This is a genomic window from Methyloversatilis sp. S146-33 (assembly GCF_059552495.1).
On record NZ_JCANOT010000025.1, the window covers coordinates 76,208 to 90,612 of the forward strand.

General features: G+C 67.1%; 8 protein-coding genes. 5 read left to right on the plus strand and 3 right to left on the minus strand.

Annotated elements, in window-relative coordinates:
* Positions 1–8 precede the first annotated feature (8 nt).
* Positions 9–3,536, plus strand: a complete 3,528-nt coding sequence (locus AC51BJ_RS09275; protein ID WP_496280033.1) for a TonB-dependent receptor — start codon at positions 9–11, stop codon at positions 3,534–3,536.
* 63 nt (positions 3,537–3,599) lie between these two features.
* Positions 3,600–4,448 carry a mechanosensitive ion channel domain-containing protein gene (locus tag AC51BJ_RS09280; protein WP_496280034.1) on the plus strand — a complete coding sequence of 283 codons (849 nt, stop codon included), beginning with the start codon at positions 3,600–3,602 and terminating at the stop codon, positions 4,446–4,448.
* On the opposite strand, the gene AC51BJ_RS09285 is transcribed toward AC51BJ_RS09280, so the two are convergent.
* Positions 4,382–5,383, minus strand: a complete 1,002-nt coding sequence (locus tag AC51BJ_RS09285; RefSeq protein WP_496280057.1) for a tRNA dihydrouridine synthase — start codon at positions 5,381–5,383, stop codon at positions 4,382–4,384. The genes AC51BJ_RS09280 and AC51BJ_RS09285 overlap by 67 nt on opposite strands.
* A gap of 124 nt (positions 5,384–5,507) precedes the next feature.
* Here AC51BJ_RS09285 and AC51BJ_RS09290 point away from each other — a divergent pair, with 124 nt between their 5' ends.
* A complete protein-coding gene (locus tag AC51BJ_RS09290; protein ID WP_430433230.1) occupies positions 5,508–6,395 on the plus strand; it encodes a cation efflux transmembrane domain-containing protein in 888 nt (295 codons plus the stop codon).
* Positions 6,396–6,448: 53 nt separating this feature from the next.
* Here the strand turns inward: AC51BJ_RS09290 and clpB are convergent, their stop codons facing one another.
* Positions 6,449–9,034 (minus strand): ATP-dependent chaperone ClpB, encoded by a 2,586-nt coding sequence (gene clpB / locus AC51BJ_RS09295; RefSeq protein ID WP_496280035.1) that lies wholly within the window; start codon positions 9,032–9,034, stop codon positions 6,449–6,451.
* A gap of 176 nt (positions 9,035–9,210) precedes the next feature.
* On the opposite strand from clpB, the gene AC51BJ_RS09300 reads away from it, so the two are divergent.
* Entirely contained in the window at positions 9,211–10,800 is a 1,590-nt protein-coding gene (locus tag AC51BJ_RS09300; protein WP_430433228.1) for an acyl CoA:acetate/3-ketoacid CoA transferase, read from the plus strand.
* Entirely contained in the window at positions 10,787–11,461 is a 675-nt protein-coding gene (locus tag AC51BJ_RS09305) for a phasin family protein (protein WP_430433227.1), read from the plus strand. Before AC51BJ_RS09300 ends, AC51BJ_RS09305 begins: the two co-directional genes overlap by 14 nt.
* Before the next feature lie 28 nt (positions 11,462–11,489).
* Here the strand turns inward: AC51BJ_RS09305 and AC51BJ_RS09310 are convergent, their stop codons facing one another.
* Positions 11,490–14,381 (minus strand): EAL domain-containing protein, encoded by a 2,892-nt coding sequence (locus AC51BJ_RS09310; protein ID WP_496280036.1) that lies wholly within the window; start codon positions 14,379–14,381, stop codon positions 11,490–11,492.
* Between the last annotated feature and the right edge of the window lie 24 nt (positions 14,382–14,405).

Consider the following 14,405-nt stretch of genomic DNA (forward strand, 5'->3'; position numbering starts at 1 on the left):
GAGGCAGCATGACCCGGAACAGAAGGACGCGGACGGCCGTCGCACTCGGCCTGATGGTGAGCGCGCTAAATTCCGCACCCGACGCGCGCGCCCAGACCGCCGCCAATACGCAGATCCGCGGCTACGACCTGCCGGCCGGCCCGCTCGGGCGCGCGCTGTCGCGCTTCGCCGGTCAGAGCGGCATCACGCTGTCGTTCGACCCCAATCTCACGGAGGGGCTGGACAGCCGGCCGCTCAGAGGGCAGCACAGTCTGACGGAAGGCTTCCGCATCCTGCTCGAGGGCAGCGGCCTGGAAGTCGTCGGTGACGGCCGCGGCGGCTATTTCCTCGACCGGGCGGCACCGAGGCCGGCGAAGAGCGACGCGCTGCCGGCACTGGGCAGCGATTCGGCACCGGTGCTGCTCGAAGAGATCAAGGTGCGCGCCAAGCGCTTTCACGAGATCGGCCCGCTGCCCGGGCTGGGCCTTACGCGGGAGGAGATTCCGGGGAATGTGCAGAGCATCACCGCCGAGGAGATCCGTCAGGCCCATTCGCTCAGCATGAGCGACCTGCTCAACCGCAAGCTGCAGTCAGTCACCGTGAACGACTATCAGGGCAATCCGTTCCAGATGGACGTGCAGTACCGCGGCTTCACCGCCGGTCCGCAGATCGGCACGCCGCAGGGGCTGTCCGTGTTCTTCGACGGCATACGCGTGAACGAGCCGTTCGGCGACGTCGTGAACTGGGACATGATTCCGATGAATGCGCTCGCAGGTGTCGATGTCTTTCCGGGCTCCAATCCGATCTTCGGACTGAACACCCTGGGCGGCGCCTTCACCGTGAAAACAAAGGACGGCTTCAATCACGCGGGCTTCGACGCCGAGCTGCTGTCCGGCTCCTACGGCCGCAACCAGCTCCAGGTCGAAGGCGGCTGGAACAATGGCAGCGTCGCGCTGTTCGGCGCGGGCAACTTCTTCGTCGAGGATGGCTGGCGCACCGATTCGCCGAGCAAGGTAAACCAGGCTTTCGGCAAGGCGAGCTGGCGGGGCGAGCGGCTGGACCTGAACCTGAGCACCCTGCTCGTACGCACCGAACTGGTGGGCAACGGTCTGCTGCCCACCGAGATGTATGCGCAGGACCGCAGCAGCATCTACAGCTCGCCGGACACTACGACCAACACGCTGACCCAGTTCCAGCTGTCCGGCGCCTTCCAGGTCAGCGACAGCTTTTCCGTCACCGGGCAGGCCTATCGCCGCAACAGCCGCCGTCATCAGATCGGCGCCGACGTATTCACCGACTACGACGAACTGCGCGCTGCCAAACGCCTGCCTGCCGCCGGTGAAGGCCACACCTGCCTGATGCGGAGCACGAACCAGCACGGTGTTCCGGACTACATCGTCATACCGATCAACCGTACGGCGGGAGAGAACATCTACACCTCCGACATCTTCAATGAGTGGTTGAACAACAATGGCGTGGTCGATCTTGATGGAAAGTACGCGGCACAGAAGAACCTGCCGCTGCCCGAATTCTTCGTGACGGCGCTGAAGGAATACATGGACTCCAGCAAGAACGCGTTCGAGGTGTTTTTCTACAATCGCGGCTATGTACCGAAGACTGAACCCAGCGGCGGACTGATCGATTTCGATGGAGATGGTGCCTTGGAAAGTGCCTACGACGTGGGCGTCTACACGTTTTCGCCCAACGGCCCGCTTGGCGCGTCCAATGGATTCCCGGGCCAGAACCTGCTTTTCCTCGGAGGTGAGGCTTTCTACAGCGAAGAAATCAACGGCGACATCTACCAGAATTTCGTGCTCTACCTTGCACCGGTAAATAACGACACCTGTCGCAGCGATCCGAACCAGGCCGTGGACTTCCCCGGCCCTTACAACGTCATCGATGAAAGCGATCCGAATCGCTGGCCGCGGCTGATCGACGGTTTTGCACTCGGCCAGCCCGGCTGGGTCGAAGGAACGCCCACGGCTGTCATCACCGACAACCGCATCGACCAAATCGTAAGTGGCGGTTCAATGCAGCTGAACTGGAGTCTCGATCACCACAAGGTGATGGTGGGCGCGTCGATCGACGCAGCGCGCGCCACCTATCTCAATACGCAACAACTGGGCTTCCTGACGGCAGACCGCCACGCCTTCCTGGCACCCGATCTGGCGCACCCCCAGTTCGGCGACGCCGACGCTCCGATTTCAAACAACGATTTCGGCGGCACGAGCACCACAAAGAGCCTGTACTTCAGCGAAACCTGGAGCCCGGTCGATACCCTGCACATCACCGCGTCCGGTCGCTACAACCATACCGACGGCAAGAACGTCATCGCCACCCGCTACGGTTTCGGCGCCTTCCAGATCGGCGACGTGCGTTCGAATCCGGACGAATTCGACACCTGCACCTCGGACGAGGACTGCAGCACGCCGCGCAACTACGTCCCGGTGCGCATCAAGCATCCGAAACAGCTGCAGCCGGCCGAGACTGAAAAGTTCACCTACCGGTCGTTCAACCCGTCCATCGGCATGAGCTGGCAGGCACGCGAAACGCTGAACGTCTATGGCAACGTGTCGCGCGGCGCTCGCACGCCCAGCGTGATCGAACTGGGCTGCGCCTTCGACAAGACGCCGGTGTTCGTCGGCAGCGACCCGAACAATCCGGCGCACTACTGGCCGAAAAGCATCTTCGAGAACCGCTCCTGCTCATTGCCCACCACGCTGTCTGGTGACCCGTTCCTCCCGCAGATCCGGTCAACGTCCTACGAGGTCGGCCTGCGCGGCGCAGCGGGTGAGAACGCGCAATGGAACGTTGCGCTCTATCAGACGGACCTCAAGGACGACATCTACTTCGTCGCCCGCGGCAATGGTCAGGGCTTCTTCGACACCATAGGCAACACCCGGCGGCGCGGCGTCGAAACGGGTCTTTCCGGGCGCAAGGAACGCTTCGGATTCAGTATCAACTACTCGATGACTGACGCGACCTTCGAAGACGACTTCCTGATGATGAACCAAGATAACAGCAGCGCCTTCAACCTGAATGGCATTGGCCAGGTGATCCGCGTGCGTCCGGGCAGCCGCATGCCCGGCGTCGCGCTGCACAATCTCAACGCGAGCGTGAGCTACGATCTGACCGACGACTGGACCATAGGCTTCAGCGTCGTCGCACACTCAGACAGTTACGTCCGTGGCAACGAAAACAACGAGCACCGGCAGGGGGTTGCCCGGACGGTGCTCTATACGACCTCGACCGGTACCGTCAGTGCGACACGGCAACCGACGCGCAACCCGGGCTCTGTCCCCGGCTATGCCGTGTTCAACTTCATGACCAGCTACAAGCTGGGCAAAGGGCTGACCGCCGGCCTGCTGATCAACAACCTGTTCGATACCGAGTACTTCACCGCCGGCCGCCTTGGCCGCAATCCCTTCTCGCCCTCCATCCTCGGAGCCATCGGTCCCGATGGCTACAACCACAACTCGGGCGACTGGCTCAGCACAAACTTCATCGCGCCGGGCGCACCGCGCGGCGTCTGGTTCACGCTGCGTTACTCGATGTGAGCGGCACGCTGCGGCTCTGCTGCCGCAGCGATAATGGCGGGCCTGCCTGTCCGGATTCCGCTGATGTACGACCCCTCGCTGCTCACCAAACTGCTGGTATCGCTGGTCATCGTCGCGCTGGCGGTGCTGATCACCCGCACCGCCCGCCGCGTGGCCGCCGCGCGCTTCGAAGACCCGTCGCAGCGCAAGCAGGCCTGGGTGACCATACGCAATATCGCGCTGCTGATCTGCCTGGCGCTGCTCGGCCTGACCTGGACGCTGGGCGGCGACCAGTCCTCGCTGCCGCTGGCCGCTGTGGCGGGTGCTTCGCTCATCGTATCCAAGGACATCCTGATCTCGGCGATGGGCGGTACGGTGCTTTTCCTGACGCGCACCTACCAGGTGGGCGACTTCATCGAAGTGGGCAGCGTGCGCGGGCGAGTGGCCGACATCCGCTTCCTCAGCACGCTGCTCGACGCCAGCGGCGACGCTGACCTGATCAACGGCAGCCGCGTGCTGCTGCAGCACAGTGCCGTCATCACCAGCACGCTGCGGGTCACGCCGCACGAACACTTCATGCTGACCACGCTGCGCGTATTCGTCGGCGACCCGGTCGCCTGCCTGGACAGGCGCGCGCTGCTCGAAGCGGCGGCGCTGGAGGTGTGCGCCCCGTGGATCGATGAAGCCGAACGCGGCCTGCTCGACCTCGAAGCGGCGCACTGGAGCCGCCTGCCCTCGGCGCGCCCGCGCGTGTTCATCGATCTGGCGAGCGACAAGGGCGCGCAGCTGGTGGCGGCGTTTCCGTGCCGGGTCGAGGAGCGGCTGCGTATCGAACAGCGGGTGCTGTCGGAGTATCTGACGCGGGTTCAGGCCGCCGCGGCGGCCCAGCCATCGGAGGAGGCGCTCACGTCGGCGGACGACGTGCCGGCCTGAAGCGGCAGCACCGCCGCCAGCAGTTCGCCGATGCGCGCGTTGTCGCGTACCGGGCGCATCGCCTGGTACAGCAGTTCGGCCTGCGGATAGACGCGGCGCAGCAGGTTCAACCACTGCTTGAGCCGCCCCGCCGCGTGGCGCGCCTCGACATGGCCGAGCACGCGCTGCCAGTAATCTCCGAGCAGCGGTGCGATACGCGGCCAGTCCCGCGCCGGGTCGATGGCTTCATCGCCGCGCAGCCGGGCGCGGATGCGCTCGACCAGCAGCGGATCGGCCACCGCGCCACGGCCCATCATCACGTCGGCCAGCCCGCTTTCGCTGCGGCAGCGCAGGTAGTCATCCACCGACCAGATTTCGCCGTTGGCGACCACCGGCACGCGCACCGCCTCGGCGATGCGGGCGATCCACGGCCAGTGCGCCGGCGGCCGGTAGCCGTCGAGCTTGGTGCGCGCGTGCACGACGATCATTTCCGCGCCACCCTCGGCCAGTGCCTGCGCCGCCTCGATCGCGCGCGAGGTGTCGCGCACGCCCAGGCGCATCTTCGCGGTGAAGGGCACACGCCCGGCCACGGCTCGACCGACCGCGCTGACAATGTCGTGCAGCAGTTCGGGCTCGTCCAGCAGCACCGCGCCGCCGCGGTGGCGATTCACGGTCGGCGCCGGACAGCCGAAGTTGAGGTCGATGCCGGCCGGATTCAGCCGCGCCAACTGGTCAGCGTTGTCGGCCAGCCGCGCCGGATCCGAACCGAGCAACTGCACGCGCACCGGCACCCCGCTGGCGGTGCGCGAGCCGGTTTTCAGTTCGGGCGCCACCCGCTGGTAACTGCGCGGCGGCAGCACGCTGTCGGTGACGCGCACGAATTCGGTCACGCACCAGTCGTAGTGCGCCGCCCGCGTCACGACGGCACGCAGGCGCGCGTCGAGCAGACCTTCCATCGGCGCGAGCAGCAGGCGGGGCATGGCGGGCGCCGGCGTATTGACGCGGGCCAGGTCGTCAGAGGACATTGGGTGCGACGATGAAAAACGAAGCGGGATTATCCCGCACTTGAACGGGCACACCTTGAATCCCTCAGCAGACAGCTCCAGCGGCTGCGCCTGCAGCGGACATTGCGCCGCCGCGCCGTCGCCGCGCCTTCCCGACGACGCCGCAACGGGCGGGCGACGAAGCACCTTCCGCGTACCGGGCATGGACTGCCCGTCGGAAGAGCGCCTGATCCGCATGGCACTCGATGGCGCCGAGGGACTGCGTCATATCGGCATCGACCTCGCCGCGCGCACCGTAACGCTGCACCACGACGGCCCGCTGGCGCCGCTGCAGGCCAAACTCGCGGCGCTGGGCTTTGGCGCCGAACTGCTCGGCACGGACGCCGCCGGCGCGCGGCCGGAACCCGCCACCGACCGCAGCGAAGCCAGTGTGCTGCGAACGCTGCTGGCGATCAACGCGGCCATGTTCGTGTTCGAGCTGGCAAGCGGTCTGTGGGCACAATCGACCGGCCTGATCGCCGACGCGCTGGACATGCTGGCCGACGCATCGGTCTACGGCCTGAGCCTGTACGCGGTCGGGCGCAGTGCGGCGGGCAAGCTGCGCGTGGCCCATCTGTCCGGCTGGCTGCAGCTGCTGCTGGCCGGCGGCGCACTGGCGGAGGTGGTGCGGCGCGCCGTATCCGGCAGCGAACCGGAGCCGCTGTGGATGAGCGGCGTCGCACTGCTGGCGCTGGCCGCCAACGTCGCCTGCCTGCTGCTGATGGCGCGTCACCGCGATGGCGGCGCGCACATGAGGGCAAGCTGGATCTTCTCGACCAACGACGTTCTGGCCAACGCGGGCGTCATCATTGCCGGCGGACTGGTGGCCGCCACCGGCACCCGCTGGCCGGATCTCGTGATCGGCACTGCGATCGCGCTGCTGGTGGCCAGTGGTGCGCTGCGGATACTGAGACTGAGGGCGTGAACGCAGACGGGGGCAGGCTTTGCGACCTGCCCCCGTCCGCAACAGCGTAAGAATCAGCTCGGCTTGTGGAAGCTGAAGTGACCCGCCGCGTCGGCATCGACCACGATCACGTCCTTCGGCCCGAAGCTGCCATCGAGGATCTTCTTCGACAGCGGGTTCTCGATGTGCTCCTGGATCGCGCGCTTCAGCGGCCGCGCACCGAACACCGGGTCGAAGCCGGCCTTGCCGATCTCGGCCAGCGCCGCGTCCGACACCTGCAGGCCCATGTCCAGCTTGGCCAGGCGCTTTTCCAGGTAGGCGAGCTGTATCTTCGCGATGCTCTGGATATTGCGTTCGTCCAGCGCGTGGAACACCACCACCTCGTCGATCCGGTTGATGAATTCCGGCCGGAAGAAGGTTTTCACCTCGCTCATCACCGCCAGCTTCACCACGCCGTAATCGGAGCCCGCCATCTGCTGGATCATCTGGCTGCCAAGGTTGCTGGTCATCACGATGACCGTGTTCTTGAAATCCACCGTGCGGCCCTGGCCGTCGGTCATGCGACCGTCGTCCAGCACCTGCAGCAGCACGTTGAACACGTCCGGATGCGCCTTCTCGACCTCGTCGAACAGGATGACGCTGTAGGGCTTGCGCCGCACCGCCTCGGTCAGGTAACCGCCCTCGTCGTAGCCGACATAGCCCGGCGGCGCGCCGATCAGCCGGCTCACCGAGTGCTTCTCCATGAACTCGCTCATGTCGATACGGATCAGGTGCTCCTCCGAATCGAACAGGAATTCGGCCAGCGTCTTGCACAGTTCGGTCTTGCCGACGCCGGTCGGGCCGAGGAAGAGGAAGCTGCCGTAGGGGCGGTTCTCGTCGCTCAGGCCGGCGCGCGAGCGGCGGATGGCGTCCGACACCAGGCGCACCGCCTCGTCCTGACCGATCACGCGCTGGTGCAGGCGGTCTTCCATCTTCAGCAGCTTGTCGCGCTCGCCCTGCATCATCTTGCTCACCGGAATGCCAGTCGCGCGCGACACCACCTCGGCGATTTCCTCGGCGCCGACTTCGGTGCGCAGCAGCTTGTTCTGCGGCTTCACGTCGCCCGACTTCTCGGCCTGCTTCAGTTGCGCCTCGAGCTGCGGCAGCTTGCCGTACTGCAGCTCGGCCAGCTTGTCGAACTGGCCCTTGCGCTGCAGGTCGGCCATCTGCACGCGCACCTTCTCGATCTCTTCCTTGATGTGGGCGCTGCCCATGACCTGGGCCTTTTCGGCCTTCCAGATCTCTTCAAGGTCGTTGAATTCGCGCTGCAGCTTGACCAGTTCGTCCTCGATCAGGCCGAGCCGGCGGATGGACGCCTCGTCCTTCTCCTTCTTTACCGCTTCGCGCTCGATCTTCAGCTGGATCATGCGGCGTTCGAGCCTGTCCATCGACTCCGGCTTGGAGTCGATTTCCATCTTGATGCGTGCAGCGGCCTCGTCGATCAGGTCGATCGCCTTGTCCGGCAGGAAGCGGTCGGTGATGTAACGGTGGCTCAGTTCGGCCGCAGCGACGATGGCCGGGTCGGTGATGTCGACGCCATGGTGCAGTTCGTACTTCTCCTGCAGGCCGCGCAGGATGGCGATGGTCGCTTCCACCGTCGGCTCGTCCACCAGCACCTTCTGGAAGCGGCGCTCCAGCGCAGCGTCCTTCTCGATGTACTTGCGGTACTCGTCCAGCGTGGTGGCGCCGATGCAGTGCAGTTCGCCGCGCGCCAGCGCTGGCTTCAGCATGTTGCCGGCGTCGATCGCGCCCTCGGCCTTGCCGGCGCCGACCATGGTGTGGATTTCGTCGATGAACAGGATGATGCGGCCTTCGTCCTTGGCCACCTCGTTCAGCACGCTCTTCAGCCGCTCCTCGAATTCGCCGCGGTACTTGGCACCGGCCAGCAGGCCGGCCATGTCGAGCACCAGCACGCGCTTGCCCTTCAGCGTCTCGGGCACCTCGTCATTGACGATGCGCTGCGCCAGCCCTTCGACGATGGCAGTCTTGCCGACGCCCGGTTCGCCGATCAGCACCGGGTTGTTCTTGGTGCGCCGCTGCAGGATCTGGATGGCGCGACGGATTTCGTCGTCGCGGCCGATCACCGGATCGAGCTTGCCGGCGGCGGCGCGCTCGGTCAGGTCGATGCAGTACTTCTTCAGCGCCTCGCGCGCGCCCTCGGCTTCGGCCGAACCGACCGACGAGCCGCCGCGCACCTGTTCGACCGCCTTTTCCAGCGCGGCGCGCTCCAGCCCGGCCTGCTTCAGCAGCCGGCCCAGATCGCCCTTGTCGGTGGTGGCGGCGAGCAGGAACATTTCGGAAGCGATGAACTGGTCGCCGCGCTTCTGCGCCTCGCGGTCGGCGACATTGAGCAGATTGGTCAGATCGCGACCGATCTGCACCTCGCCGCCGTGGCCCTCGACGGTGGCGATGCGCGACAGCGCGTCCTCGACCGCCTTCTTCAGCGGCGCGACATTGACGCCGGCGCGTTGCAACAGCGACGCAGTGGCGCCGTCGTCCTGGTTGAGCAGCGCCAGCATCAGGTGAGCCGGCTCGATGTACTGATGGTCGCGGCCGACCGCCAGACTCTGGGCATCGGCCAGCGCCTGCTGGAACTTTGTGGTGAGCTTGTCGAAACGCATGAACGCCTCCGTGAACTTTGTCTGGACGCTATCTGGGGCGAACGATCCGCTTTTCAACCGGCAAACGCTTGATGCGGGTCAAATACGGCCTCGACGTCCGGTAAAGTGACGTCATCGCACGCCACAAGCTTCCGATGCCCGAGTCGTCCCACATGCCGCACACCCGCAGCAAGATCATGAGCGCAGCCGAGGCCGTGGCGCGCATCCCGGACGGCGCCACGCTGGCCACCACCGGCTTCGTCGGCATCGGCTTCGCCGAACACCTCGCCATCGCCGTCGAACAGCGCTTCATTGACAGCGGCGCGCCGCGCGACCTCACCCTGGTCTACGCCGCCGGCCAGGGCGACGGCAAGCATCGCGGTCTTAACCACTTCGGTCACGCCGGGCTGGTGAAGCGCGTGATCGGCGGCCACTGGGGTCTGGTGCCGCGGCTGCAGGCGCTGGCGGTGAGCAATCAGATCGAAGCCTGGAACCTGCCGCAGGGCGTGATTTCCCAGCTCTTCCGCGACATCGCCGCGCACCGGCCGGGCCAGCTCACGCGAGTCGGGCTGGACACCTTCGTCGATCCGCTGCACGGCGGCGGCAAGATCAATGCGACCACCACCGCCGATCTGGTGCGGCGCATGCAGATCGACGGCGAGGACTTCCTCTATTACAAGGCGTTCCCGATCCATGTCGCCCTCGTGCGCGGCACCACCGCCGACCCGGATGGCAACGTCACGATGGAACGCGAGGCGCTGACGCAGGAGGCGCTGGCGGTGGCGATGGCGGCGCACAACAGCGGCGGTCTGGTCATCGTGCAGGTCGAGCGCGCCGTCGGACGTGGCGAACTGAATCCGCGCCAGGTCAAGGTGCCGGGCGTGATGGTCGATTGCGTCGTCGTGTCGCCGCCTGAACACCACCACCAGACCTTCGCCACCGCCTACAACCCGGCCTATTCGGGCGAGGCGCGGCTGGCCGCGGACGCGCTGCCGGCGATGGCGCTGGACATCCGCAAGGTGATCGCCCGCCGTGCCGCCTTCGAGCTGCAGCCGGGCAATGTGGTCAATCTGGGTATCGGCATGCCGGAAGGCGTCGCTTCAGTGGTGGCCGAAGAAGGCCTGATCGACGCCGTCACGCTGACTGCCGAGCCGGGCGTCATCGGCGGCATCCCGGCCGGCGGCCTCGACTTCGGCGCCGCGGTGAACACCCAGGCGGTGATCGACCAGCCCTACCAGTTCGACTTCTACGACGGCGGCGGGCTGGACGTCGCCTTCCTCGGCATGGCGCAGACCGACGCAGAAGGCAATGTGAACGTATCGCGCTTCGGTCACCGGCTGGCCGGCGCTGGCGGCTTCATCAACATTTCGCAGAACGCGCGCCGGCTGGTGTTCGTCGGCAGCTTCACCGCCGGCGACATGCAGATCGCCGTGCGCGACGGTCGTCTGGACATCGTCGCCGAAGGCAACAGCCGCAAGTTCGTGCAGGCGGTCGAGCACCGCACCTTCAGCGGCCGCGAGGCGCGCCGCCGCGGGCAGCAGGTGCTCTACGTCACCGAGCGCGCCGTGTTCAGGCTGGCCGACGACGGCATCGAACTGATCGAGGTCGCACCCGGCATCGACCCGGCGCGCGACGTGCTCGCCCACATGGACTTCACGCCCCGCCTGTCACCGGCGCTGCGCACCATGCATCCCGCCATTTTTGCCGACCGTGTCATGGCACTGTCCGGTCTGTGGCGGCACAATCCTGTTTCCCCCACCGAGGAGTCTCGCGATGAACAAAACTGAACAGATGTCGGAACTGCAGAAGAAGAACATCGAGGCGGCCATGCGCCTGGCGCAGCTGTCGATGGACAATTCGCAGCGCATCATGCAGTTGCAGGTGGATACCGCCCGCGCTCTGTTCGAGGAAAGCGTCAACAACGCCCGCGCCGTGACGGAAACGCGTGAGCCGGCGGCACAGGTCGAGCTGCGCGCAAAGCTGGCGCGCAACACCACCGAGAAGATGCTCGGCTGCGCGCGCCAGATCGCCGAGATCACCGCCGAAACCCAGGCCGAATTCGGCCGCCTGGTCGGCGAACAGCTGAACAGCGGCGGTTCCGACCTGATGGACAGCCTGCGCAAGATGCTGGCCGGCATGCCGATCAGCAGCCAGCAGTCGATGGGCACCATGCAGGACGCGATGGACAAGGCGCGTCAGGCCTTCGAACAGATCAGCACTGTCGCGCGCACCGCCTTCCAGCAGTTCGGCACGGCCGCCAGCCAGGCCGCCAAGGCACCGGCTGCGGCCGCAGCGGCGGCAGCTCCGGCAGCGAAGCCGGCAAGCGCCCCGAAGGCGGCGGCACCGAAAGCCGCTGCGAAGACGGCGGCACCGAAGGCGGCGGCTAAACCCGCAGCAAAAGCCGCTGCCAAGCCGGCGACCTCGCGCAGCAAGAAGCCGTCGGCCTGATGCCCTGCCGCCCCGGCTGATCCGCGCCTCAGGAGCGGATCAGCCGCAGCGTGCGTCCCTGCCCCTCGGGGGCGCCGAGCAAGCCCTCGCTGACCACCAGGTCGGCGGGTACCGGCTGCGAGAACAGATAGCCCTGCACCAGATCGCATTGCTGGGCGGCCAGCATGTTCAGCTGTTCGACGTTCTCGACGCCTTCGGCGACCACGCGCATGCCCAGGCCGTGCGCCAGCGCGATCGTCGCGCGCACGATGGCCGCGTCGTCGGCATCGCCCACCAGATCGCGCACGAAGGAGCGGTCCACCTTCAGTTCGTCGATCGGGAAGCGCTTCAGGTAGGACAGCGACGAATAGCCGGTGCCGAAGTCGTCCACCGACAGGTGCACGCCCAGCGCGCGGATGTCGGCCAGCAGCGTGGCGACGTGGTCGACGTCACCCATCGCAGTGCTTTCGGTCAGTTCAAGCCGCAGCAGCGACGGCGCGATGCGCGACTGGCGCAACGCGTTCTCGACCCGCCGGACCAACGAGCGCCCGAGGCACTGACGTGCCGACACATTGACCGCCACCGGCACCACCGCCAGCCCCTGCTTCGACCAGTCGGCGATCTGCTGCGTCACCTGCAGCAGTACCCACTCGCCGATGCCCTCGATCAGGCCCGACTCCTCGGCGACCGCGATGAAGTCGCCGGGCGACAGCAGCTGTCCGTCGCGGCGACGGAAGCGCAGCAGCGCCTCGAAGGCCGCCAGCTTGCCGCTCGCCAGCTCGTACTGCGGCTGGTAGTGCACTTCGAAGCGCCCCTCGTCGAGGCCGTGGCGCAGGTCTGATTCCAGTTCGATCCAGTCGCGCGTGCCGGCGCTCATGTCGTGCGCGTAGAAGTGGATGGCCGCACCGGACTGCGATTTGCTGCGGTACATCGCGGTATCGGCCATCGCGAACAGCACGTCTGCGTCGTCGCTGTCCTCGTGCGCGATGGCGATGCCGATGCTGCACGAGAAGCGGAAATCGACGTCGTCCAGCGTGATGATCTGACCGACCGCCTGCATCACCTTGGCGGCTACCCGCGCCACCGCGTCGCGGTCAGCCAGCCCCTGCAGGATGATCATGAATTCGTCGCCACCCCAGCGCGCCACCGTGTCGCCGACCCGGCAGACGGTGCGCAGGCGGCTGGCCAGCGTGGTGAGCACCTTGTCGCCCTGCTGGTGGCCAAGGCTATCGTTGATGCGCTTGAAGCGGTCGAGATCGACGAACAGCACGGCGACCATGCCGGCGTCGCGCTGCGCCAGCGCCTGCCGCAGACGGTCGCGCAGCAGCACGCGATTGGGCAGGCCGGTCAGCGCGTCGTGCGTAGCCTGATGCGCCAGCTTGTCGGCCGCTGCCACGGTATCGCTGACGTCGTTGAGCACCAGCACCACGCCATCGACCCGCCCCGTCATGCCGAACAGCGGGCTGGCGCCCGGGCGCAGAGCCCGCGCCGGGCCGAAGCGCCCGGCCGGCATCAGCACGTGGCCCGGCATCACCTGCGCCCGCGCCTCGTCGCGGCAGCGGCGCAACAGATCCTGCAGCAGGTCGCGCAGCGCGCCCTCGATTGCGGGCAGCCCCTCCAGCCCCTGATCGCGCACCTCGGCCAGCCGGCAGGCGCACAACTCTTCCGCTTTGCGATTCAGATAGCGCAGCCGCAGGGCACCGTCGAACTGCAGCACGGCATCGGAAATCGCATACAGCGTCGCGTGTGCCCGCGCGTTGGCCTGCTTCAGGCGCTGCGCCAGATCGACGGTGCGGATCGACACCCACAACAGCGCGCCGGCCGACAGGCCGATCATCACCGCGGCTGGCGCCAGCCACAGTCGTGCAAGCGCGAGCAGCACGACGCTGATGAGCAATGGCACGGTCAGCGCGCCAGCGACCAGCAGCATGTCGCGCAGCCGCGCGTGCGGGCGACGCAGCCACAGCGTGGCGAGTACGCACAGCGCCGCGGGCAGGCTCCATACCGGTGCCAACTGGGTCGAGTAGCGGTCGTTGCGCAGCGCCGAGTAGGCGCGCGCATGAAAGTCGACGGCCGGCATCGGCGCCGCCAGTGCCGACGCCGGCGTGGCCAGCGCACTGCCCGAACCGGTATAGGTGACGCCGACCAGCACGCTGCGTCCGCGCAGCAGATTGGGCGACACCGCGCCAGCCAGCACGTCGGTGGCCGACAGGTGAGCGACCGGCCAGGCGCCACCGGGCAGCACGATGACTTCGTGATCGCGCACCCACGACCCCGCGGCCGGTTCCGCCGCGCCGCGCCGGCCACCGATGCCGGACAGCGGCCGCGACTTGCGCGACACGTCGATCAGCGCCCAGGCCAGCGCCGGCCATTGCGGACTGCCGGCACCCGCTTCGAGGAAAAGCCGGCGCGACAGCGCATCGGCATCGACCTCGACGTCGACGTGGGCCAGCCGTGCCGCAGCATCGGCCAGTTCCGGCCAGGGTTGCAGCGTGCCGACACCGCCACCGGCCGACGCCATCGGCGCCACCGGCAGCACGACGTTGCCGGCGCGCCTCACCGCGTCGATCAGCGCCGCATCGCCCTGATCGTCGGCGGACGGCTCGGCGAACATGATCGCGTAGCCGATGCCGGACACGCCGGCGCGCGACAGCCGGTCCACCAGTTCGGCATGGCGTTCGCGCGGCCACGGCCACGGGCCGCGTGCCGCCAGACTGGCGTCGTCGATGGCGATCACCAGCGGCGCCTGGGTATCGACGCTGCCGCCGTTCGGTGGCCCGGCCAGCAATTCGACGCTCAACAGGTCATGCAGCAGCAAGTCGAGCCGGGCCACCGACATCGGCGTCTTCGCGTACAGCGCAGTGATCACCAGCAGCGCAAGCAGCCAGGGCAGCCGGTAGCGGTCGCCCAGCACGGCGAAAACACGTTGTCCCGTGTTCATGCCGGGGCATCCGTCAAGGGTGGC

What these genes read in the sequence shown, in the direction of transcription:
- AC51BJ_RS09280 (WP_496280034.1), top strand. Translation starts at nt 3,600, where the DNA reads ATGTACGACCCCTCGCTGCTCACCAAACTGCTGGTATCGCTGGTCATC.
- AC51BJ_RS09285 (WP_496280057.1), bottom strand. Translation starts at nt 5,383, where the DNA reads ATGGAAGGTCTGCTCGACGCGCGCCTGCGTGCCGTCGTGACGCGGGCG.
- AC51BJ_RS09310 (WP_496280036.1), bottom strand. Translation starts at nt 14,381, where the DNA reads ATGAACACGGGACAACGTGTTTTCGCCGTGCTGGGCGACCGCTACCGG.
- AC51BJ_RS09305 (WP_430433227.1), top strand. Translation starts at nt 10,787, where the DNA reads ATGAACAAAACTGAACAGATGTCGGAACTGCAGAAGAAGAACATCGAG.
- clpB (WP_496280035.1), bottom strand. Translation starts at nt 9,034, where the DNA reads ATGCGTTTCGACAAGCTCACCACAAAGTTCCAGCAGGCGCTGGCCGAT.
- AC51BJ_RS09300 (WP_430433228.1), top strand. Translation starts at nt 9,211, where the DNA reads ATGAGCGCAGCCGAGGCCGTGGCGCGCATCCCGGACGGCGCCACGCTG.
- AC51BJ_RS09275 (WP_496280033.1), top strand. Translation starts at nt 9, where the DNA reads ATGACCCGGAACAGAAGGACGCGGACGGCCGTCGCACTCGGCCTGATG.